Source organism: Granulicella sp. dw_53, assembly GCF_018449545.1.
In the GTDB taxonomy this organism is placed as follows: domain Bacteria; phylum Acidobacteriota; class Terriglobia; order Terriglobales; family Acidobacteriaceae; genus Edaphobacter.
The window spans coordinates 84621-105384 of record NZ_JAAVUR010000008.1 but is presented as its reverse complement, the minus strand read 5'-3'; the positions used below and the strand labels follow the sequence as shown (position 1 = coordinate 105384).

The following is a 20764-nucleotide window of genomic DNA, read 5'->3' as shown; positions in this document are numbered from 1 at the left end:
TCTGGATAGCCGATCCAGCCACTGCTATCATCAACCCATGACTCAGCTTGACGTTCTCTACCGTTACGGCGCTCCCCCAACGGAACCTGCAACACTCGCCATCGCAAGACTTCGCGAGGTCTACGGCGTCCGCAAACTGGAACTCAACGAGACCGCCCACACCGTCCGCATCGAGTACGATGCCACCCGCCTCACCGAACCGGTCATCCACCAGCTCCTCCGCCGCGCCGGCCTGGATATCGTCGAAGCCCTTCCCATGTTCACCCCACCTCCGCCGGCACCCACTCCTGACCCGATCCCCCCAGCCGCCACCTAGCCTGAAATCACAGCACCCATTGCCAGCGGTCGTTTTTTTAGTTAACGTCACAGATAGGTCCTACGCGCCCGTAGCTCAGCTGGATAGAGCATTTGGCTTCGAACCAAAGGGTCGGAGGTTCGAATCCTTCCGGGCGCACCATTTATCTCGCACAATCCACACTCTTCGCGGTTGCTCTAACCCGCAAACTCCGTTATTCTTGGAAAGTTGCAGCAACGCAACGTGCGCCCGTAGCTCAGCTGGATAGAGCAACTGGCTACGAACCAGTAGGTCGGAGGTTCGACTCCTTCCGGGCGCACCATCCCCTCCAACTTGATCTAAATTTCAAAATTCCTCTAATCTTTCTGCTCCGTTCCGCGCGGCGGAGACGCACTCGATGTGCCATCTCTGATTGACGACCAATTTAGTCCGCATTAGACTGATATTGGAAATGCAGGTTGTTCCAACTCCTGTGAGATCAGACGTCCTAGGGTTCAGTTCGACCCGCAGACTTAGCCGGCACGAGCCTAGAACCCCGCCAGGAATGAGTTAGCTTCTCTATGTTGCAGGCCTTTATCATCACGCTTCGCGAAGGCGTCGAAGCGTCTCTCATCGTTGGAATTATCTTCGCTTATCTCAGCAAGATAGGCCGGCAGGAGCTCAAGCGAACCGTCTTCTGGGCGCTGGGCGCGGCCATTGCCGCCAGCGTTGCGGTCGCGGTGCTGATCTCCCATCTCAACTTCAATCCAGACATCTTCGAGGGCTGGGTGATGCTCGCCGCCGCCGCCTTCGTCGTTAGCATGATCTGGTTCATGCACAAGACCGCCCGCACCCTCAAGGGCCAGATCGAGGGCAAAGTCGCCAGCCTCATCGGCAACACCTCCCGCACCGGCCTCTTCTTCTTCGTCTTCCTCCTGGTCCTCCGCGAAGGTGTCGAGACCGTTCTCATCCTCTCCGCCGTCTCCCTCAACTCGACCGAGCTCCTCAGCTTCACCGGTACTCTCCTCGGCGTCGCCGTCTCCATCGTCTTCGGCGTGCTCTTCATCCGCGGCAGCGTGAAGATCAATCTGCAACGCTTCTTCCGCGTCACCACCGTCATCCTCTACTTCGTCACCTTCCAGCTTCTTGTAAGCGGCCTGCACGAGCTCTCCGAGAACGGCGTCCTGCCCTCCAGCGCCGCCGAGATGCGCCTCATCGGCCCCATCGTCCGCAACGATCTCTTCTTCTTCATCACGATGCTCGCCCTCGCCGGCCTCATGATGCTTCTGGAGTACAAGGGGCGCATCCCGGCCCGGCTCTCCGAGACCGCCACACCAGCGGAGAAGCGTAAGTTCGAGTGGTCGCAGCGGCGCGAGAAGATGTGGATGACGGCCGTCGCCTCCGCCAGCTTCCTCTTCATCTTTCTCTCCACCGCCGAGTTCATCTACGCCAAAAGCACCACCGCCCTCAGCCCGACCACCACCGTCACCCTCGTCGGCAGCCAGGTCGCAGTCCCCACCGCAGACGTCAACGACGACAAGCTCCACCGCTACGGCGTCCGCGTCGACGACGGCAAGGGCGGCCAAACCGAGGTCCGCTTCCTCCTCTTCCGCAAGCCCGACGGCAACATCGTCACCGTCGCCGACGCCTGCAGCATCTGCGGCCCGGTAGGCTTCTACATCGGCTCCCAGGGCATCACCTGCAAGATGTGCGCCTCACCCCTCAACGCAGGCTCCATGGGTCAACCCGGCGGCTGCAACCCTATCCCCCTCAAATCCACGAACACCAACGGTCAGATCACCATCGCCGCCGCCGACCTCCGCACCCTCGCAGCAGTCTTCGAAAAGTAGACGCGACAAGTAGATGAAAACGTAATGTCATCATTCTTCGCCACCAAAGCCGAGTGTCCCCCCTTCGCGCAGCTTCATCGCGCTAAAGTGAGCATTCGCATCAGCGAACCGTCCTCCGCACATCACCTCCGATTCCACTGGAAGGCCGCCTGATGTTCCTCCGCCTCCTCTGGGAATCCTTCGTAAGACAACGCCGCCGCAAACTCCTGGCAGGCATCGCCATCCTATTCGGCACTACCGCCGTCACCGCCATGCTCGCCCTCGCGACCACAATCGGCGATCGCATCCATAAAGAACTAGCCGTCTACGGCGCAAACATCGTCGTCTACCCCAAGGCCGAACAACTCGCCGTAAAAGTAGGTGGAGTAGACATCAAACCCGCCACCGGCAACGCCTACCTTAAAGAGTCCGACCTCTCCAAGCTCAAAACGATCTTCTGGGCAAACAACATCAACGGCATCTCACCTGAGCTGCCGCTGCAACTCAAGCACGTCTTCCCAGACGGCACCACCCCCATCTCTGCTGTAGGCCTGTGGTTCCATCACCCCCTCGGCAGCGGCGCCGCGACTATCACAACCGGCGCAAGCGAGCTACACCCTTCATGGAAGCTCAACGGTTCATGGCCCACCTCCAAAGAAGAGGCCGTCATCGGCAGCAGCTTATCCAACCGGCTCAACCTCCGCACCGGAGATAACCTCCCCGTCATCGCGGCAAACACGCAGAACCTTCACATCACCGGCACCGTCTCCACCGGCGACGAGAACGACGAGAAGCTCCTCCTCCCCCTCGCCACGGCCCAATTCCTCAACAACACCCCCGACGCAGTCTCCCGTGTCGAAGTCTCCGCCCGCACCAAACCCGAAGACTCCTTCGCCCGCACAGACCCCGACACCCTCTCCCCCAAGCAGCGCGAGATCTGGTACTGTCGTCCCTACGCCAACTCCATCTCCTACCAGATCCGCGAAGTCATCCCCGGAGCAGCCGCCGAACAGATCCGCAAGGTCGAACAGACCGAAGGCACCGTCCTCGCCCGAATCTCCGGCCTCATGTGGCTCATCTCGATAGCCGCACTTCTCGCAGCCAGCTTCGCCGTCTCTGCCGCCATGGCCACCGCCATCCTGGAGCGTCGCGGCGAGATCGGCCTCATGCGTTCTCTTGGAGCCAGCAAAGCCTCCATCGCCCTGCTCTTCTACGCCGAGTCCGGTCTCCTCGCCCTCTTCGCCGGAGTCCTGGGCTATCTCTTTGGCTCCGGCCTCGCCGCGTGGCTCGGAGCCCACATCTTCGCCGGCTCCGGAGTTCCCGCCATTGCCGTATCGACCCTCCCCGCGACCTCCATCTTCATCCCTGTCCTCTTACCGGTCGTTGTAGCCACCGCCCTCATCGTCGCCATCGCCGGGTCTACTCCTTCCATCCGCAGCGCCCTCAAAATGGACCCTTCGTCCGTCCTGCGAGCCAACGCATGAGCGAGCCCTCAACACCCGGCCAGTACCACCCGGCAAGCAAGCTCAGCCTCGTCCGCATTCTGCGCCGCTCCCTGGTTCATCGTCGCGCCCGCTCCATATCCGCCCTCGTAGCCCTCACCGTCTCCGCAGGCGTCGCAACGGCGCTCCTCACCCTCTACGCCGATCTCGACAACAAGCTCCACAAAGAGTTCCGCAGCTTCGGCGCCAACATCGTCGTCACCGCCACAGCCAACGCCGTCCTGCCTCCAGATACTCTCTCAAAGGTCCAGCAGGCAGCAGGCCCGGCTGCCCTCACCGCACCCTTCGCCTACGCCGTCGCCACCACCGATACCGGAACCTCTGTCGTCGTCTCCGGAACCGACTTCGCCGCCGTCCGCCGTCTCAATAGCTGGTGGCAGGTCTCCAACTGGCCTGACCCTTCCGGCCAACCGTCGCCAGCCCTCTTAGGCCAACGCGCAGCCAACTTCATTGGCGACGAACACTCCGTAAAACTCACCTTCGCCAGCAAATCCGTAACACTCAACGGCACCGGACGCCTCAAGACCGGAGGCGACGAAGACAGCCGCATCTACATGCCGCTCGAAGCCTTCACCGCATGGACCGGCGTCACGCCCAGCGTCATCGAGGTCCAGATCTCCGGCGGTACTGCTGCGATCGACACTGCCCTCGCTCAACTCAAGCAGGCCTTGCCCGGAGTTCAGGTGCAACCGGTACGTCAGTTGGTCGAAGGCGAGTCGCGCATCGTCGATCGCACCCACGCCCTCATGTACGCGGCGCTTCTTCTGATCGCCCTTACCGTCGGCGTCTCCGTCCTCGCTACCCTCTCCGCCAGCGTCCTCGAACGGCGCCGCGACTTCGCCCTCATGAAAGCTCTTGGCGGAACCCAGATCCATCTCATGAGCATCTTCCTCTTCGAAGCTCTCATCCTCGCGCTCGCCGGGGTCTTCGTCGGCTTCGTCATAGGCTCCGCAGCGGCCTTCGCCATCAGCGAGATCAACTTCCACACCGCCACGCTGCCGCGTCTCTCGGTGATGCCTCTGGTGCTGCTTCTCAACCTTGCAATCGCACTCCTCGCGGCCTTCTTCCCCGCTCGTGTGCTTCGCGGCCTCCAACCCGCGGCCTTGCTCAAAGGAGAGTAAGAGAATCCTCCCGCCAGCCGTCAGAACCAATAGAATCGAATTGAGAACCGTATGTCCGAAGCGAAAGTAGTGGCAGAGATCAAGTCCGACTGGCCCGCCAATACCACCCGGCCGGACTGCGCCGTCATCTCCCTCGAAGGCGTCTGCCGCGAGTACGCTGGCCGCGGCGATGTAGTACGCGCCCTCGAGGACGCCACCTTCTCCATCGTCGCTGGCGAATGGGTCGCCATCACCGGCCCCTCCGGCTCCGGCAAGAGCACCTTGGTCAACATGCTCGGCTGCCTCGACCGTCCCACCCGCGGCGAGCTCAAGATAGACAACGTCGACGTCGCATCCATGTCCTCTACCGAGCTCGACCGCTTCCGAGCAGAGAAGATCGGATTCATCTTCCAGCAGTTCCACCTCATCCCCTACCTCTCCGCCGTCGAGAACGTGATGCTCGCCCAGTACTTCCACTCCATGACCGACGAGAAGGAAGCCAAAGCCGCCCTGGATCGCGTCGGCCTCGGCCACCGCACCGGACACCTCCCCAGCGAGCTCTCCGGCGGCGAGCAGCAGCGCGTCTGCATCGCCCGTGCTCTCATCAACAACCCACCCATCCTGCTCGCCGACGAGCCCACCGGCAACCTCGACGCCGCCAATCAGGCCATCGTCGCCGATCTCCTCAAGGACCTGCACCGCAACGGGCACACCGTCGTCATGGTCACCCACGATCCTGAAATGGCCACATTAGCCCAGCGCCGCATCGCCCTCAGCCACGGAAAGGTCTTCTGCCATCCAGTCGGCGGTCCCATCGTCACCTTGCGACGCTAATACCCACGGCTCGTAGCCCACTACGACAGGTCTTACCGCTCTCCCCACTTCAGCTTCGACCGCAGCACGTTGAATAGCCCGTTCGGATGTAGCCGCAACAGACTGACGCTGTAGTCCGAGCGGCAACAGGTAATCTTGTCGGCGACCCGCAGCGAGACCGCTTCCTGTCCATCCACGGTCAGATAGGTCTCGTTCGGAACTCCTTCTACATCAATGCTTATGGTGGAGTCTCCAGGAACCACAATAGGCCGGATCGTCAGCAGGTGGGGACAGATCGGCGTTACCACCATCGCATTCACGCTCGGCATTACGATCGGTCCTGCCGCAGCCAGGTTGTAGGCTGTAGAACCGGTTGGCGTGGAGACGATGATGCCGTCGGCGCGAAAGGTAGCGACGAACTGCTGGTCGATCTCAACCCTGAAGTCTGCCATGCGGGCGATTGCTCCCTTCGCGACTACGACGTCGTTCAGCGCATCCCACTGCTGGAACAACTGGCCATCGCGGTGCAGCTCAGCGTGCATCATTCTGCGGAGCTCGACCTCGGCGCAGTTGTCGCACCAGGCTTGCAGGGTCGAGTACAGGTCGGAGAGCGGAATCTCGGTCAGGAAACCGAGCGATCCGAGATTGACCGAAAGAATCGGCGTTGTTGTCCTTGCAAAGGCGCGTGCCGCAGCCAGCAAGGTGCCGTCTCCTCCCAGCACGATCACCAGATTCGGTTGATATTGCGGCAGTTCGGGGCGCGGTACTGGCTTGGAGGAGCCTAAGTAGACTGCGCTTTCGGGATCGAGGACGTATTTGTATCCGTGGGACTCGAGCCATGAGACAAGGTCGCGCAGAATCCCGGCGAGTTCCGGCTTCTGGGGCTTCGAGATGATGGCGGCTAAAAGGGTGGATGACATCGAGGTCTAGTGTAACGGCTCCACGCCAGCCGACCCAAACCGGGCGTGAAGCAGGTACTCGTGATTGCCTTCCATGCCGCGAATCGGGGAGTCGATCAGGTCGATCGATCGACCTCCCTGCTCTACGACGCAGGTTCGCACGCGCTCGATCGCCATCTGGCGCGCGTCGGGATCACGGACAATTCCTCCTTTGCCGACGTGCAATCGTCCTGCCTCGAACTGCGGCTTCACCAGGATGACTGCTTCGCCTTGCCATGCTTCGTCGTCCTGCGTGAGCGCTCCGAGGACTGCCGGAAGCACCAGCGTCGCCGAGATGAAGGAGACGTCCATGGACAGGAACGCTGGCACTGATGCGCCTTCGACCAGCAGTTCGCCTGGAGAGAGGAGACGCGCGTTGGTTCGCTCGCGGAGGGAGACGCGCGGATCGTCTCTCAGCTTCTGGGCGATCTGGCCGTAACCTGTGTCGACGGCTAAGACTGACTCTGCGCCGCTTTGGAGCATGCAGTCGGTGAAGCCTCCTGTGGAAGCTCCTATGTCGATGCAGCTCAAACCGGTCAGGTCGATGTTCCAGTGCTTCAGAGCCTGCTCCAGCTTGAGACCGCCGCGACTGACATACTTCAGGTCGGAGCCGAGGAGGCGAATTGCAGCGCCTTCTGCTATGGGAGTTCCAGGCTTGTCGATGCGCTGCTCTTCGACCAGCACGCGGCCCGCGAGGATGAGCGCTTGCGCTCGTTCGCGTGAGGCTGCGTGGCCTTGATCGACGAGCATTTTGTCCAGACGAATCTTCATGAGTTGCGCTTTGCCTCGCGAGCGGTTCCATTCCCAGCTTACATGCGGACTGGTACCGTACTAAGTACGGGGACGATGTGCTCTTCGACCGGCGTTTTGCTGCATCATAGAGTTATTCAGTTCATTCTTTCGAGTGCGATTGCCTGCGGGAGTAAATCTTTGATCGGTCGGCAATCTAATACGAGTTGGGAAGCGTTTTATGTATAGAGAGACAGGAGCAGGGCATCTTGTACCGCCATCGACGCAAGACGATGCCGGGCTGCTCTTGATGGTCCAGAAGGGCGATGAGGCCGCGATGGCCTTGTTGTTCGACCGTTACTCGAAGGTTGTGTACTCCGTTGCACTGCGTGTCCTGCGCGATCCCTCCGCGGCTGAGGATGTGCTCCAGGAGATCTTCATGCAGATCTGGCGCAATCCAGACAGTTTTATTGCGACCCGTGGCACGCTGGGCGGCTGGCTGGCTGTCGTCTCGCGGAACCGCTCCATCGATACGCTGCGGCGCAAGCGACCGACCGAGCAGGTGAACGAGATGTCCCTCGCCTCGCCTTACAATCTCGCGGATGAGGCGGAGCGGAACCATATGATGGAGAAGGCTCGAGGTGTCATTCACCTGCTGCCGACCGAGCAGCGCAAGACGCTCGAGATGGCCTTCTTCGACGGTCTGACCCACACCGAGATCGCGGAGATGACCGGAGACCCACTAGGCACAGTCAAGACCAGAATACGCAGCGCGCTGACGACGCTGAGAAAGGCATTCAAGGCATGAACGCGAACAAACACTTCGAACAAGACGATCTTGCCCTGTATGCCATGCAGCTTCTATCCGCGGAGGAGGTTGCTGCCATTACGCACCATCTGGAGGATTGCGCGGAGTGTAGCCGAGAGCTTGCCGCAGTCCAGGGGGATCTTGCGATCTATGCCCATACCGTCGACCTCCACTCGCCTCCGGCGCTGGCCCGCGAGCGCCTGCTGAAGCAGGTTGCACGCGAGAAGAAGATCGTTCCCATCTCGCGTCCTGCTCCGGCGATCCCTGAGCCTGAGTCGCCCTTCCGCAGTGAGCAGCCGCAGAGAGGCGATAGCGGCTCCAGCTACTTCGATGAGGACGAGCTACCACGGCGGAGCTTCGTCCGCAGGGCGCTTCCCTGGGTTGGCTGGGCCGTCGCCGCAGGACTCGCTGTCGCGGCTGGCAGGCTCTACCAGGAGCGCGAAGCTTTGCGCACTACCGTGGCCAGCGAGCATGGACAACTGGTACGGCTGACCGCCGACGCCGCAGAGGCACGGCAGTTGCTGGACACCATGAACGATGCCACGGCCATGCGGGTGACGCTGCAGAAGCCGAAGGCTCCGCCTGTGCCACAGGGTCGGATCACCTATGTCGCGGACAAGGGATCGCTGGTCTTCCTCGCCAGCAACATGGAGCCGCTGCTGCCCTACAAGATCTACGAGCTCTGGCTGATTCCGGCCGATGGACGTGATCCGATTCCGGCGGGCACCTTCCACCCGGATGCCAAGGGCAACGGCAGTGTCCTGCTGCCTACTCTGCCCAAGGGGGTTGAGGCCAAGGCCTTTGGGGTGACGGTCGAGGACGAGGGCGGAGCTACTACGCCGACTATGCCGATCATCATGGCTGGCACCTCCTCCTAGGGAGGGGTGCCAGCCTTCGCGCCTTTGTCTCTCGCGAAGGGTGGGATTTCGCCCTCCCGCAGCCACAATGCGGGGGCCATATTCTCCGCAGTCTAATAGTGGGGCTAAGATGTTTCCTGACGCCGTATTTTCAGGTTTTGCGGGTAGTTTTGCTTTCGAGTCGTGGCCCGCGCCTGGTAGCGGACGTATCCGGCATCCATGCAAAGTATCTTAGTTGGGTTGCGATCTGGATGGATGACGCCCGCAACGTGGCATCCGAGGCGCTTGACATCAGGCACGTTGGCCCCGCTGGCGGCCAGCGACGGTGGCCCCCTCCGACGGATATATTGGTGTTATCTGGCTCCTATAAACCTCGGGATTGCCCTCGGAGAGTCCAGAGCTAGCCATCCCGAATGAATAATTTATGCAATAAACCCGGGGGGAGGCCCCGAAAGGTAGAGATGAAGATACTGAAGCCCGAAGACCGCCCCACCCGTCCAGGTAACCCGGAGTATTTCACCGGCTCCGTCTGGCTAGACGAAGTCATCGTCAACCAGCCGCCCTCGCGTCTCAAGGCCTTCCGCGTCTCCTTCACCCCAGGAGCACGCACCGCCTGGCACACGCATCCCGTCGGCCAGACCCTCCACGTCCTCGCCGGAACCGGCCTGATCCAGCTCCAGGGTCAACCCGTCCAGATCATCCGTCCCGGCGACACCGTCTCCATCCTGCCCAATGAGCTCCACTGGCACGGCGCATCGCCGAACCACACCATGACCCACCTCGCCCTGCAGGAAGCCGACGAGGCCGGCACCGACGCCGTATGGAGCCAGCAAGTCACCGACGAAGAATATTTAGCCACTCCAGCATAACCGAGACAGCAGCCGGGCCTAACGCTGGCTGAGGGTATCGAGCAGCGTAAAGAACTCCGGAAACGAGATCCCCGCAGCCTCCGCGCCGTGGATCTCGGTCTCCCCGGTCGCCCGCAGCGCGGCGATGGCAAACGCCATCGTAATCCGGTGGTCCGAACCCGAGTCGATCTGCGCCCCATGCAACTGCTGCCCGCCCGGAATCGTCAGCCCGTCCTCGTGCTCGGTCAGTTCCGCGCCCATCGCGCGAAGGTTCTGAGCCACCAGCGCGATCCGGTCGGACTCCTTGATCCGCAGCTCCTTGGCATCGCGGATGGTAATTCCATCCCGCGTATAGGGAGCAATCGCCGCCAGCACCGGCAACTCATCGATCAACTGCGCCGAGAGCGCCCCGCTGATCGTCGTCCCGTTGAAGCCGCCCGGAGTGGTGTTCACCTGAATCGTCCCGATCAGCTCCCCATGTTGCTCCTCGACGTTCAGCACCTTGATCCGTCCGCCCAGCGCCGTAATCACATCCAGCAACGAAGCCCGGGTCGGGTTCATCCCAATCGAATCCAGAATCAGATTCGACTCCGGAAACAACAACGCAGCGCAAAGGAAGAAAGCCGCGGACGAAAGATCGCCAGGAACCGTGGCATCAATAGCCTTCAGCTTCTGCCCACCCGGAATACTGAGCCTCTCGCCAGTCCGCAGCAGCGTAGCGCCAAACGCCCGCAACGCATGCTCTGAATGGTCCCGAGTCCGCACCGACTCTGAGAGCGACGTAGTTCCCTCCGCCTGCAGCCCGGCGAACAACACCGCAGTCTTCACCTGCGCCGAAGGAATAGGAGTATCGAAGTCGATGGCCTTCAACGGCCCTCCGTGGATGGTAATCGGAGCATGTCCATCCACCAGATCCATTCGCACGCCCATCTTCTCTAACGGTTTGCGGATTCGCTCCATAGGCCGCAGCGTCAGCGAGTGGTCGCCGATCATGGTAAACGTATGTGGATGCGGAGCGATCAACCCCGCGAGCATCCGCATCGTCGAGCCGGAGTTGCCACAATCCAGCGCTCCCGCTGGCTGGACGAACTCGCCCGCTGTCCCAGTAACCTCAATCGTCCCATCCTCCTTACGAACGACCGCAGCCCCGAGCGCAGCCATACAATCCAGTGAAGAATGGGGGTCCGCCCCGGTGGAAAAGTTCGAAAGCCGCGTAGTCCCCTCGGCAAGGCCAGCGAGCATCGCGTAACGGTGAGAGATGGACTTGTCACCAGGAAGTGCAACAGAACCTTGAAAATTGAGAGCAGGACGAACGACTTGAATAGACATTGAACTCTATTTTAGGCGACAGCAGCCATTCCCAAAAAACATTCACAGGAATGAAAGGCAAAAGCTCCACTACATCTTGTAGCGACCCATCTCATCATCGTTCAGGTTCTCGAGCCAGCGTCGCATCTCGTCTGCATTCACCGTCTGTGCTCCCGTAGACGGTTGCTTCGACTGCTCCAACACAGTTCGGTTCACATAGATCGGACAATCCCATCGCAAAGCCAGCGCAATCGCATCCGAAGGCCGAGCATCGATCGCAACAGTCTCTCCCGCATGATCCATCCAGATCACTGCGAAGAAGGTCTCGTCACGCAACTCCGAGACCACAACCTTCTGCACCTGCGCATTCAATCCACGCGCAAGATTCTGCAGCAGATCGTGCGTCATCGGCCTTGGAGTTGCCGTCTTCTCCAACTCCAGCGCAATCGCATTTGCCTCGAAGATTCCGACCCAGATAGGCAATACAACGTCGCTGTCTACATCCTTCAGTACGACGATCGGCATATTCGTCACCGGATCCATCATCAATCCGCGAATCTGCATCTCGACTTCTTCGGAACCACGAACTTTAGCTGCCTCAACCATACCTAATTCAACACCACAAACTGCGGTTTGCGAACTGTGGGAATGAAAAACATGCCATCCGAGACGTCAGGTCCCGCTGCAACAGCCTCACCAACCAGGCAATTCGGCAGCGTCTGTGTAATCCTCACCGGCAGATAACTGCCCACTGGAGGCAACACATCCAGAACCGCGGTCGTGAAGTTCACGGTCTTATTCTGCGAGCTGCGACCCACAACCTGGTTCCGCACCAAGTTATGACTCTCCACCATGCACTCCTGCAGCTCGTTTAGATGCCTTCCATAGTGCTCGCGCTGGATCTCCCGCTGACGATCCATCAAGATCCGCAGCCGCTCCGTCTTCACTTCGTCCGGAATGCTGTCCGCCATCGTCACCGCAGGCGTATTCGGCCGCGGCGAGAACTTGAAGGCAAACACGGCGTCATACTTCACCTCGTCGAGCAGCGTAATTGTCTGCTCAAAGTCCTCATCGGTCTCGCCCGGGAAGCCAACGATCATATCGCTTGTAATGCTGATATCCCGCTTCGCCGCCTTGATCCAGCTCATTCGCTCCAGGTACCAATCCCGCGTGTACTCCCGCGCCATCGCCTTCAGCACCGCGCTCGAACCAGACTGCACCGGCAGATGGATATGGTCACAAAGAGTTGGCGTAGCGTCGATTGCCTCCACGATATCCCTGGTGAAATGCCGCGGATGCGAAGTCGTAAACCGTACCCGCCGGATCCCTGGCAACTCACCCACAGCCACTAACAACTCCGCGAACGACATCCGTCCCGAAGGATCGCGATATGAGTTCACATTTTGTCCCAAAAACTGGATCTCCGTGAAGCCCTCGTCCACCATCTTCCGCGCCTCAACCAGCACAGAAGCGGCCGTCCGGCTCCGCTCTTTGCCGCGCGTATAAGGCACAACGCAGTAGGCACAGAACTTATCGCATCCTTCAATAATCGTGATGTAGCCGCGATGCGGATTGGACCGGGCTGTAAACTCCGTCTCGAAGGTCTCGTCCGTCTGCCGGTCGTCCAGACCCGTAATCCGCGTCTCTCCGGCCTCTAGCCTCGCCAGCATCTCCGGCAGATTCCGGTACGAGGCTGATCCGGCCACCAACGAAACATAAGGAGCCCGCTCGAAGATCTTCTCTCCCTCCTGCTGCGCCACGCACCCGATCACGGCGAATCGCTTTCCCTCGCCCTGCATCTTTTTGTATTCATTGAGGCGATGGAAGACCTTCTGCTCGGCCTTATCCCGAATCGAGCAGGTGTTATAGAGAATCAGACCCGCATCCACCTCATCCTGCACCCGCGCGTACCCCTGCCGTTCCAACGTCCCGATCACTTTTTCGGAGTCGTGGGCATTCATCTGGCAGCCAAAGGTCTCGATATAAAAAGTTTTGCTCACACTGTAAGTATATCTGCTGAAAACCGGCTAACCCCAGATATCATCTAGCCGATCAATGCCTCATCTAACCGCCATCTTGGCAAAAGGGAACAAAATACCGTTTAACTTGTTCCTATTCTCATGAGTCACTTACAGGCAGGCATCTGGCGCTGCACCGATATCTTCTATAAGTGATCGCGAACCACATATCAGGAGAATTCTTTGCAGATCGTATCCATCATTCCGCGCAGTCTCAGCGCCAAGAAACGCCTGTTGTTGCTGCTTGCGCTGGTGGCCATTCGTTACCCTCAGGCCAACGCCAGCCCTATCCCAACCGATACCGGGATTGCACAGCAGTCGGATGTAGAGAGACCACCGGCCCCCAACTCCTCCCGTCTCGACGAAATTCTGGCGCGCGGAACCCTCCGTGTCGGTCTGAGCGGCGACTACCGCCCCTTCTCCATTGTCGTAGGCCCTACGATGGAGGGGTTGGAGGTAGATATGGCAGCCTCCCTCGCCAAATCCCTCGGAGTAAAGCTGGAGCTCGTTCGCTTCACCTGGCCCACCCTGATGCAGGATCTGGCGGCTAACAAGTTCGACATCGCCATGGGTGGAATCTCCATCAACCTGCAGCGGCAGAGGGTCGCCTACTTCTCCGTCCCCGTAATGCACGGCGGCAAAACGCCAATTACACGCTGCACAGACAAAGAGAAGTACCAAACCCTATCCGATATCGATCACCCCTCAGTTCGCGTGATCGAGCCGCCAGGCGGCACCAACGAGATCTTCGCCAAGACCCATCTTCATCAGGCCCATATAGAGATCTTCCCCGATAACGCCACGATCTTCGACCAGATCATAAGCGGCAAAGCCGACGTCATGATTACCGATTCCGTGGAAACCCTCACCCAGCAAAAACTACACAAGGAACTCTGCGCGATCCATCCCGATCATCCCTTCAACAACACCGACCTCGCCTACCTTCTGCCTCGCGACGTCACATGGAAGGCTTACGTAGACCAGTGGCTCAACATCATGAACCAGACCGGCGAACGAAAACAACTCGTCGCGAAATGGCTGGAATAGGGCCGTGCCGCGTTTGAGCCCGGACCGTACGAGTCATCAACGATCAGCGATGGCACCCATCTCGCCCGTACCTCGATATCGAGAACGACAAACTTTCTCTATTCAACCCAGATAACGCATGCGAAGTGAGAGGACTCAGTATTCTGGACCGCGTTGGATCATGTCCGTCAAACATCGAAGCTGGCCATCAGCAATGCGGGTTAAGCTCAGTACTTTCGCTGGGTCATAACGCTCATGTTGGATTAGGTAATTAAGATTAACCAAAGCCTCGACGGGGTTAATCATCTCCTGAATTATCTGTTCCGCTCTACCGGAAGGTGAGTTCCGCAAGAAGCCTCCAACGCTATGAAATCAACATCAAACCGCCTTACGTTTGTGTCGTCAAAGCCTCAGATGTGAGGCAAAGCATGAGGGTTGGCCTATACCAGCCTCTGTCGAATGAAAAGCCGCATTAAAGTTGCTGGGCGCGAGCGCACAATCATAAAATTGAAATCAATCTGTATGGCATCCCCCGACTCCAATCCACGCCGCATCCTCATCTATGGACGGGACGCAGTGCTGCTTAAAACTCGCCGAGCGATCCTGGTGAAGGCTGGATTCTCAGTTGTCATCGCCGGAAGTGCAGCAGAGCTCGAACGATGCCTGGACGACGCCCACCCACCCTACCGGCTCTTCATCGCTTGCCACACGGTGGAAGAGTACGAGCAGCAAGCCTTGGGAGAGGCAGCCAACCGGGCCAACACGGAGCTCTACGCGCTCTCCACTGCAATCTCGCCTACAGACTTCTTGCGTCACGTCCGGGAGCTAGTCTCCACAGCGTAGACGTAACTAAGCGAACCTATTTTTCAATCTCAAGGCTGGAAGTTCGATCCATCGGCGCACTGCCACACCAGTTATCACAGACGGAATGAGTGTCGCGCTGAAGACCACCACCCACAAAGGGAAACCACCATGCTGAACCGCTTGCGGGAGTCTGGATTTGAGCAAATCCATCGTCAGGTTGAGAGCCAGGAAGTGTGAGAGATAAACCCAATAGCTGATGTCTCCAAAGAATCGCAGTAACGGAGAGCGAAGTATCGAAAACATCTTTCTATGAGCTGTAACAGCCATTGCTATCACAACAACACTAAAAATTGGCGACGCGCTATAGAGTAATGCGCCTCCCATCCCGCGGGATCGGACGTACAACAATGCACTCGCGAAAAGGAATAACGCGCTTAGCAGCAGAGCTAACGGGAGCTTCTTTTGACGTTCTCTTGTTATCCATCCCGAATACAGGGCGACAGCGAGTAGTCCGCCCCAGGCCATTCCATCGAAGCGATCCCAGGAGAAGTAGAACGTTAAAGTACCTCTGTACGCTTCGTAGATACGAAGCGCCGGAGTCAAGAAACACACTCCGACGCATACCATGGCGATTCCTCGCGGACGAACAAACCGCACCACCCATGGCCAAATCAAATAGAAATGTTCTTCCACGGAGAGCGACCATAGAACTCCATACGCATAAGGAATATGGAATAACGGCGCGAAGTTCGCCGCATAAACCAAAGAGAGCAGTAAGAATGGTCCGCTAAAAGGAACAAACATCCACACCAGCGCGATGATCAATAAATAACAAGGCGCTAAGCGAAGGATGCGGCGAGCATAGAAGTTTCGGTAATAGTGCTTCCGGTCCCGCTTCTTTAGCAGGATCCCCGTGATTAGGAATCCGGACAGTGCGAAGAATACATCCACCCCAAGAAACCCAAATACACAAACATTCAGCACGGCGTGCAGAAGACCAGTGGAATACATCACCACATGCTGAGCCACATGGCAGAAGACGACAGCCAGAGCGGCTATGCCTCGAATGCCGTCAAGTTCGAAGATGTGACGTTCGTACCCGGACCCCTGAGGCTCGTCCAGTGGCAAGGATACGGAGGATCGTTCTTCTGCAAGAATGCTCTGCGATGCAGCCATGGAATAGACACCACTGAATTGACTGATTGGTGCCTGACTGAATTCCCAAGCGCAACAAACATGAGTTGATCCTATGCTTCTGCTTCAGAACGTGGCGAGAAGAATCTCAGTTTTAGGTGGCAACCACTGTTATAACCAGGAATCGCCAACAATATTCCAACCAGGGTTGAAAAAGTTGATGGGCGCTCCAGCCTTAGGACAGTGCTTTCGGCTGCACTCTCAATATAAAAATCTGTGGATGACATACCGAATACTTTCGCCTATTATTCGCCTATGAGTAGCAGCCTGAATCGACGGCCTACACAACCGTTCGGCAAGAATTTACGTCCGCAGCACGACGAGTTAACCAAACAACGTACGAAACCTGAAGAAAGCGCGAGGATATCTTCCAATGGCGAAAACCTACAAACTCGTTGCCGTTCCCTCCCTCTCGACCGAAGGCGTGTTCAAGGGTCGTTTAGAGACCGTTACCTTCGTAGCTGCTTCTGAGAAGGAGTCGCATAAATGGTGGTCGGTCAATGTCGGTACGTTTGAGAAAGACTTCACGAAAGTAGTCTCACCAGAACTTGCAAAGCATCTCGTCAATCAACTTCGTGCCGGGGAGATTGTGGAGTTCCCCAACCGCTATGAACTGACAGAGGTCAAAGGAAAGTTCGGAGGACGCTTCGAAGATTAGATGACGAGGCGCACCACATAAGCTATTCCGAACTCGTCTCTTCCGATTCCCTGTCGGGTGAAAGCTTCGCTAATTGGTCTGGAGTATAGAATCGCATAAGTACAGTCCGAAAAATGAACCATCAATTGGTCTCCATCCAGTCGTTCCGAGTTCAAAATCAACAAAGGTTCTTCCATTCGATCCTCTCCATCTTTGGGGTCCATTGGATACTGTTGAACGAACCTGGTCAGAGAACGGAGGGGATTATGAGCCATCCTTGTAAATTTCAAGACCTCGTCCGGTTCGTATCGCTCTTGCTCGATGAGATAAACCAGGTTCGCCAAAGCTGCAACCGCATTGGCCACCAGGCGAATACTTTGTTCGGCACCTACTTGATCTAAGTTTCGCAAGTAGCCTCCGATGTCATTAATCCGACACGAAACTACTTTCGTTGGTGTCATCAAACGCTGAGATGTAGCGTAAACAAAGATAGTTGGCTTTATTCGCTTTGTGTCGTGTAGCTGACTACTAAATGAGTATCGCAGCGTAGAGTGAGCATCAGTCCTGTGAATCTCTCTCTAGACATAAAATCCTCGTCGCGTTCTGGCCATCGGTCGCGATGAGGAGCTATTACTGACTCGAAAGCTGCCTCTCGAGTCTGCAGGTTTCACCACCGATATCGTGACCACCACCGACGAGTTTAAAGAGCATGCCGTCAAATCCACCATCCCCTACGACCTATTTCTCCTTTGTCATACGGTCTCAATCGAAGAACAACGCACGATTGATGAAATGCTGGTTAGGGCTAAAAAGGTATATCGGCTTTCATCTGTTATCTCGCCTGATGATTTCTTGCTCCACGTAACCCACTTGATTGACATTTGACTGACGATTCGGAAGAAGAACGCAGCCACCCTAAAAAGCGAAATATGCGTCATAGGCTTAAGGCGGTTCATTCCATGCAAATCAAGCTGGCATTCAGCCATACTCCACTCGCATTGTTTCGAGTCACAGCCGTCGTCAATGGCCGGAAGCACGCTCCCCAACCCATCGTCACGCAGTACAGGGACGAGGGTGTGTTTTTGGATTTACTTCTCGAAGCGGAGATAGATCCTGCCACCCATGCGGAACTCATCCAGGCAGTCGCCGCTGCCGCCACCGCTCCAAACTCCGCTGCCTGCTGCGAAGATGTGGATCTCACACCTGAACAGTTGGAGATTCTGCGCCTGGAGCCGGTACTCAGCCAAAGCGACTAATGCTAACGGCTGATATTGAGCCGTAATTGATCCGTTTGTGAACGCAATGTGATCTAAGGCTGTCGCCGGCCAGACATTATAATGTCTGGCCGGTCACAAATTATCTTCTCTACTCATGCGTCAAAATAGTCGTCTCAAGCGAGATCGATAATAGAGCTTGAAAGTTGGCGATCAACCGCCAACCGGAGACGGCTTGACTACGAGAGAGGTAAAGCTTCACTTATCTAAATATAGGGACTTGTTATACGCCTCGAATCACGGGCGGTCGCGCACTAAACTTATATTCGGATCTAATGTCGCGCCAGCCTCGCACCCCTAATGAACGAAAATTCCTCTCCCGCAATCATGCCCGCAGCCGACATACCTGACGCTGTGTTCCAGGCGCAGGAACCCATCCTGTTGTCCGAAGCCCCACAGAGCCAGCCCTCCGGCACACTGCTACGCGTGCTGGCTGCCATCAGCTTCTGTCACCTGCTCAACGACATGGTGCAGTCGCTTTTGCCCTCGATCTACCCCATTCTCAAGAGCCAGTTTCATCTTGACTTCGCTCACCTCGGCCTACTCACCTTCACGTATCAGGTAGTGGCATCGATGCTTCAGCCTCTGGTCGGCCAGTTCACTGATAAGCGGCCCATGCCCTTCGCTCTCCCTGCCGGCATGACGTTTACGCTCCTCGGTTTGCTTCTACTTGCCGTAGCACCGACGTTCGGCTGGCTCATCGCGGCCTCTTGTCTGGTCGGCATTGGCTCTGCAATCTTCCATCCGGAGAGCTCGCGGATCGCGCGTATGGCCTCGGGCGGCAAGCATGGCTTCGCGCAGTCCTTCTTCCAGGTAGGCGGCAACTCGGGGTCCGCCATCGGTCCGCTGCTCGCGGCGTTCATCGTTCTGCCGCAGGGACAGAAAGGGATGGCTTGGTTCGCGATCCCTGCCATCGTCGGCATCGCAGTGCTCTATCGTATTGGCCGCTGGTATAGGGAGCGGCAAGCGGAGAGCTCTGGAACGAAGCACGTCGAAAACACCGCTGTAGCGAATCTCTCAAAGGGCCGCATCGTGACTGCCCTCTTGATCCTCATCGCGCTCATCTTTTCGAAGTACTTCTACCTCGCCAGCCTGTCGAGCTACTACACCTTCTACCTGATCCAGCGATTTCAGGTCTCCGTGCGCACCTCACAGATTATGCTGTTCGCCTTTCTCGGAGCGGTAGCCGCGGGCACACTCATTGGCGGCTCTGCAGGCGACCGATGGGGCCGCAAGCTCGTCATCTGGATCTCGATTCTGGGTGTACTTCCCTTCACTCTTATCCTGCCGTACGCTTCGCTCTTCTGGACCGGCGTGCTCTCGGTGATCATTGGCTTTGTCATCGCGTCGGCCTTCTCCGCGATCCTCGTCTACGCGCAGGAGCTTCTGCCCGGCCGTGTCGGCATGATCTCGGGACTCTTCTTCGGAGTCGCCTTCGGCATGGGTGGCATAGGCGCAGCCGTACTCGGCAAGATCGCCGACGTAACGAGCATCATCACCGTATATCGCCTTTGCGCCTACCTCCCCGCGATAGGCCTGCTCACCGGATTCCTACCCGATGTGGAGCCGCGAAGAGCAAAACGGTAGCCCGCAGAGTGCTGATCATTTCGAAATAATGATCAGCACTTTCGTCGATGCAGATTGACGCTGGCCAATGTATTCTTGTCAGCACCCATGAACAAAGGACCTGAGTCTCTTCAAACCAAAAGTCACTACGAGATCCTCGACGGCTTACGTGGCGTAGCCTCTCTGATGGTCGTGATCTTTCATACCTTTGAAACGTATGCGGGCGGCAGCCCCTTCAAGCAGATCATCAATCACGGATATCTGGCAGTAGACTTCTTCTTCCTTTTATCCGGTTTTGTTGTTGCCTATGCCTACGATGACCGTTGGGGAAAGATGACCCAATGGGACTTCTACAAACGTCGGCTCATCCGCCTGCAGCCCATGGTCATCATGGGAAGCATCATTGGAGCCGCCCTTTTTTACTTTCAGAGCGGTCCCGTATTTCCGCTGGTCAGCTCTACGCCCGTCTGGAAGACGCTGATCGTAATGCTGGTCGGCTTTACCCTGATCCCATTGCTCCCCTCCATGGACATCCGTGGATGGCAGGAGATGCACCCGCTCGACGGCCCAGCCTGGTCCCTCTTTTTTGAGTACATTGCAAATATTCTCTATGCCATCGGCTTTCGCAAGCTCTCCAATAAAGCGCTCGGTGTATTTGTTCTCCTCTCCGGTGGCCTCCTCGTTCACCTCGCGGTCTTCGGGCCCCGCGGCGATGTTATCGGTGGATGGTCTGTAGACCGGACACAACTCCACATTGGCTTTGCACGTCTGCTCTACCCTTTCTTCGCCGGCATGCTTCTCATGCGTCTGGGCAAGCAAATTAACATCAAGGGTGCGTTCTTTGTTTGCAGCCTCCTCCTCATCGCCATCTTTTCCGTCCCCAGGATCGGAGGACCCGAAGATCTCTGGATGAACGGACTATATGAATCAGTTTGCATCATCGTCTTTTCCCGATCATCGTCTCACTGGGCGCAGGCGATAGTATCACTGGGAGATCTTCTACCAGGCTTTGCAAGTTCTTCGGAGACCTATCCTATCCGCTCTATATCACGCACTACCCCTTGATCTATGTCTATACCGCCTGGGTCACGCGCAATAAAATCCCCGCAACGTACGGAGCCGTGATGGGCGGACTGCTATTAGCCGCAAGCATCACGATCGCATATGCCTGCCTCAAACTCTACGATGAACCCGTTAGAGAGTGGCTCAAGCGCCGGTTTCTCGTCCGGGGCACATAAA

The 20764-nt window shown here is 57.6% G+C and carries 22 protein-coding genes and 2 tRNA genes; 17 read left to right on the top strand and 7 right to left on the bottom strand.

Annotation, left to right across the window (positions count from 1 at the left end; translation table 11 throughout):
• The first annotated feature begins 37 nt into the window (after window positions 1–37).
• From HB393_RS14020 to HB393_RS13990, 7 genes are all read left to right on the top strand, one after another.
• On the top strand, window positions 38–316 hold the full coding sequence (locus HB393_RS14020; RefSeq protein ID WP_213805812.1) for a hypothetical protein: 279 nt from the start codon (window positions 38–40) through the stop codon (window positions 314–316).
• Between the two features lie 64 nt (window positions 317–380).
• Window positions 381–457: transfer RNA gene (locus HB393_RS14015), tRNA-Arg, on the top strand.
• Between the two features lie 83 nt (window positions 458–540).
• A tRNA-Arg gene (locus HB393_RS14010) sits at window positions 541–617 on the top strand.
• A 238-nt stretch (window positions 618–855) separates the two neighbouring features.
• Window positions 856–2124 carry a Fe-S-containing protein gene (locus HB393_RS14005; protein ID WP_213805811.1) on the top strand — a complete coding sequence of 423 codons (1269 nt, stop codon included), beginning with the start codon at window positions 856–858 and terminating at the stop codon, window positions 2122–2124.
• 152 nt (window positions 2125–2276) lie between these two features.
• Window positions 2277–3587 carry an ABC transporter permease gene (locus HB393_RS14000; RefSeq protein ID WP_213805810.1) on the top strand — a complete coding sequence of 437 codons (1311 nt, stop codon included), beginning with the start codon at window positions 2277–2279 and terminating at the stop codon, window positions 3585–3587.
• Complete coding sequence (locus HB393_RS13995) at window positions 3584–4726, top strand: FtsX-like permease family protein (protein ID WP_213805809.1); 1143 nt, start codon at window positions 3584–3586, stop codon at window positions 4724–4726. Before HB393_RS14000 ends, HB393_RS13995 begins: the two co-directional genes overlap by 4 nt.
• Before the next feature lie 51 nt (window positions 4727–4777).
• On the top strand, window positions 4778–5539 hold the full coding sequence (locus tag HB393_RS13990; protein ID WP_213805808.1) for an ABC transporter ATP-binding protein: 762 nt from the start codon (window positions 4778–4780) through the stop codon (window positions 5537–5539).
• Between the two features lie 32 nt (window positions 5540–5571).
• Here the strand turns inward: HB393_RS13990 and HB393_RS13985 are convergent, their stop codons facing one another.
• Entirely contained in the window at window positions 5572–6438 is an 867-nt protein-coding gene (locus HB393_RS13985) for an NAD(+)/NADH kinase (RefSeq protein WP_213805807.1), read from the bottom strand.
• A gap of 6 nt (window positions 6439–6444) precedes the next feature.
• Entirely contained in the window at window positions 6445–7227 is a 783-nt protein-coding gene (locus HB393_RS13980) for a TlyA family RNA methyltransferase (RefSeq protein WP_213805806.1), read from the bottom strand.
• Window positions 7228–7426: 199 nt separating this feature from the next.
• Between HB393_RS13980 and HB393_RS13975 the strand changes: the two genes are divergently transcribed.
• The 3 genes from HB393_RS13975 (at window position 7427) to HB393_RS13965 (ending at window position 9719) form a co-directional block, all read left to right on the top strand.
• Window positions 7427–7993 (top strand): sigma-70 family RNA polymerase sigma factor, encoded by a 567-nt coding sequence (locus tag HB393_RS13975; RefSeq protein ID WP_213805805.1) that lies wholly within the window; start codon window positions 7427–7429, stop codon window positions 7991–7993.
• Window positions 7990–8871 carry an anti-sigma factor gene (locus HB393_RS13970; protein ID WP_213805804.1) on the top strand — a complete coding sequence of 294 codons (882 nt, stop codon included), beginning with the start codon at window positions 7990–7992 and terminating at the stop codon, window positions 8869–8871. Before HB393_RS13975 ends, HB393_RS13970 begins: the two co-directional genes overlap by 4 nt.
• Window positions 8872–9311: 440 nt before the next feature.
• Window positions 9312–9719 (top strand): cupin domain-containing protein, encoded by a 408-nt coding sequence (locus tag HB393_RS13965; protein ID WP_213805803.1) that lies wholly within the window; start codon window positions 9312–9314, stop codon window positions 9717–9719.
• A gap of 18 nt (window positions 9720–9737) precedes the next feature.
• Here the strand turns inward: HB393_RS13965 and aroA are convergent, their stop codons facing one another.
• The 3 genes from aroA to miaB form a co-directional block, all read right to left on the bottom strand.
• Window positions 9738–11027, bottom strand: coding sequence for a 3-phosphoshikimate 1-carboxyvinyltransferase (gene aroA, locus HB393_RS13960; protein WP_213805802.1), 1290 nt, complete (start codon window positions 11025–11027; stop codon window positions 9738–9740).
• A 69-nt stretch (window positions 11028–11096) separates the two neighbouring features.
• Entirely contained in the window at window positions 11097–11570 is a 474-nt protein-coding gene (locus HB393_RS13955) for a bifunctional nuclease family protein (RefSeq protein ID WP_255551104.1), read from the bottom strand.
• A gap of 44 nt (window positions 11571–11614) precedes the next feature.
• Window positions 11615–13006, bottom strand: a complete 1392-nt coding sequence (gene miaB, locus HB393_RS13950) for a tRNA (N6-isopentenyl adenosine(37)-C2)-methylthiotransferase MiaB (protein ID WP_213805800.1) — start codon at window positions 13004–13006, stop codon at window positions 11615–11617.
• A 201-nt stretch (window positions 13007–13207) separates the two neighbouring features.
• On the opposite strand from miaB, the gene HB393_RS13945 reads away from it, so the two are divergent.
• Together HB393_RS13945 and HB393_RS13940 are read left to right on the top strand one after the other, a co-directional pair.
• A complete protein-coding gene (locus tag HB393_RS13945) occupies window positions 13208–14071 on the top strand; it encodes a transporter substrate-binding domain-containing protein (RefSeq protein WP_213805799.1) in 864 nt (287 codons plus the stop codon).
• 501 nt (window positions 14072–14572) lie between these two features.
• A complete protein-coding gene (locus tag HB393_RS13940; protein ID WP_213805798.1) occupies window positions 14573–14893 on the top strand; it encodes a hypothetical protein in 321 nt (106 codons plus the stop codon).
• A 6-nt stretch (window positions 14894–14899) separates the two neighbouring features.
• Here HB393_RS13940 and HB393_RS13935 read toward each other — a convergent pair whose 3' ends face one another.
• A complete protein-coding gene (locus tag HB393_RS13935; protein WP_213805797.1) occupies window positions 14900–16030 on the bottom strand; it encodes an acyltransferase in 1131 nt (376 codons plus the stop codon).
• A gap of 391 nt (window positions 16031–16421) precedes the next feature.
• On the opposite strand from HB393_RS13935, the gene HB393_RS13930 reads away from it, so the two are divergent.
• On the top strand, window positions 16422–16706 hold the full coding sequence (locus HB393_RS13930) for a hypothetical protein (RefSeq protein ID WP_213805796.1): 285 nt from the start codon (window positions 16422–16424) through the stop codon (window positions 16704–16706).
• On the opposite strand, the gene HB393_RS13925 is transcribed toward HB393_RS13930, so the two are convergent.
• A complete protein-coding gene (locus tag HB393_RS13925) occupies window positions 16703–17095 on the bottom strand; it encodes a hypothetical protein (protein WP_213805795.1) in 393 nt (130 codons plus the stop codon). The genes HB393_RS13930 and HB393_RS13925 overlap by 4 nt on opposite strands.
• Window positions 17096–17644: 549 nt before the next feature.
• Here HB393_RS13925 and HB393_RS13920 point away from each other — a divergent pair.
• From HB393_RS13920 to HB393_RS25695, 4 genes are all read left to right on the top strand, one after another.
• Entirely contained in the window at window positions 17645–17941 is a 297-nt protein-coding gene (locus HB393_RS13920; RefSeq protein ID WP_213805794.1) for a hypothetical protein, read from the top strand.
• Window positions 17942–18259: 318 nt separating this feature from the next.
• Window positions 18260–19546: an MFS transporter gene (locus HB393_RS13915; RefSeq protein WP_275951542.1), complete on the top strand. Its 1287-nt coding sequence runs from the start codon at window positions 18260–18262 to the stop codon at window positions 19544–19546.
• 87 nt (window positions 19547–19633) lie between these two features.
• Window positions 19634–20590: an acyltransferase gene (locus tag HB393_RS13910; RefSeq protein ID WP_255551103.1), complete on the top strand. Its 957-nt coding sequence runs from the start codon at window positions 19634–19636 to the stop codon at window positions 20588–20590.
• Window positions 20479–20763, top strand: coding sequence for an acyltransferase family protein (locus HB393_RS25695; protein ID WP_345945215.1), 285 nt, complete (start codon window positions 20479–20481; stop codon window positions 20761–20763). The genes HB393_RS13910 and HB393_RS25695 overlap by 112 nt, the downstream gene beginning before the upstream one ends.
• Window position 20764: the final 1 nt, after the last annotated feature.

Coding starts and splice junctions, on each gene's coding strand:
- HB393_RS14020 (WP_213805812.1), top strand. CDS start 38: ATGACTCAGCTTGACGTTCTCTACCGTTACGGCGCTCCCCCAACGGAA.
- HB393_RS14005 (WP_213805811.1), top strand. CDS start 856: ATGTTGCAGGCCTTTATCATCACGCTTCGCGAAGGCGTCGAAGCGTCT.
- HB393_RS14000 (WP_213805810.1), top strand. CDS start 2,277: ATGTTCCTCCGCCTCCTCTGGGAATCCTTCGTAAGACAACGCCGCCGC.
- HB393_RS13995 (WP_213805809.1), top strand. CDS start 3,584: ATGAGCGAGCCCTCAACACCCGGCCAGTACCACCCGGCAAGCAAGCTC.
- HB393_RS13990 (WP_213805808.1), top strand. CDS start 4,778: ATGTCCGAAGCGAAAGTAGTGGCAGAGATCAAGTCCGACTGGCCCGCC.
- HB393_RS13985 (WP_213805807.1), bottom strand. CDS start 6,438: ATGTCATCCACCCTTTTAGCCGCCATCATCTCGAAGCCCCAGAAGCCG.
- HB393_RS13980 (WP_213805806.1), bottom strand. CDS start 7,227: ATGAAGATTCGTCTGGACAAAATGCTCGTCGATCAAGGCCACGCAGCC.
- HB393_RS13975 (WP_213805805.1), top strand. CDS start 7,427: ATGTATAGAGAGACAGGAGCAGGGCATCTTGTACCGCCATCGACGCAA.
- HB393_RS13970 (WP_213805804.1), top strand. CDS start 7,990: ATGAACGCGAACAAACACTTCGAACAAGACGATCTTGCCCTGTATGCC.
- HB393_RS13965 (WP_213805803.1), top strand. CDS start 9,312: ATGAAGATACTGAAGCCCGAAGACCGCCCCACCCGTCCAGGTAACCCG.
- aroA (WP_213805802.1), bottom strand. CDS start 11,027: ATGTCTATTCAAGTCGTTCGTCCTGCTCTCAATTTTCAAGGTTCTGTT.
- HB393_RS13955 (WP_255551104.1), bottom strand. CDS start 11,570: ATGCAGATTCGCGGATTGATGATGGATCCGGTGACGAATATGCCGATC.
- HB393_RS13940 (WP_213805798.1), top strand. CDS start 14,573: ATGGCATCCCCCGACTCCAATCCACGCCGCATCCTCATCTATGGACGG.
- HB393_RS13935 (WP_213805797.1), bottom strand. CDS start 16,030: ATGGCTGCATCGCAGAGCATTCTTGCAGAAGAACGATCCTCCGTATCC.
- HB393_RS13930 (WP_213805796.1), top strand. CDS start 16,422: ATGGCGAAAACCTACAAACTCGTTGCCGTTCCCTCCCTCTCGACCGAA.
- HB393_RS13920 (WP_213805794.1), top strand. CDS start 17,645: ATGCAAATCAAGCTGGCATTCAGCCATACTCCACTCGCATTGTTTCGA.
- HB393_RS13915 (WP_275951542.1), top strand. CDS start 18,260: ATGAACGAAAATTCCTCTCCCGCAATCATGCCCGCAGCCGACATACCT.
- HB393_RS13910 (WP_255551103.1), top strand. CDS start 19,634: ATGAACAAAGGACCTGAGTCTCTTCAAACCAAAAGTCACTACGAGATC.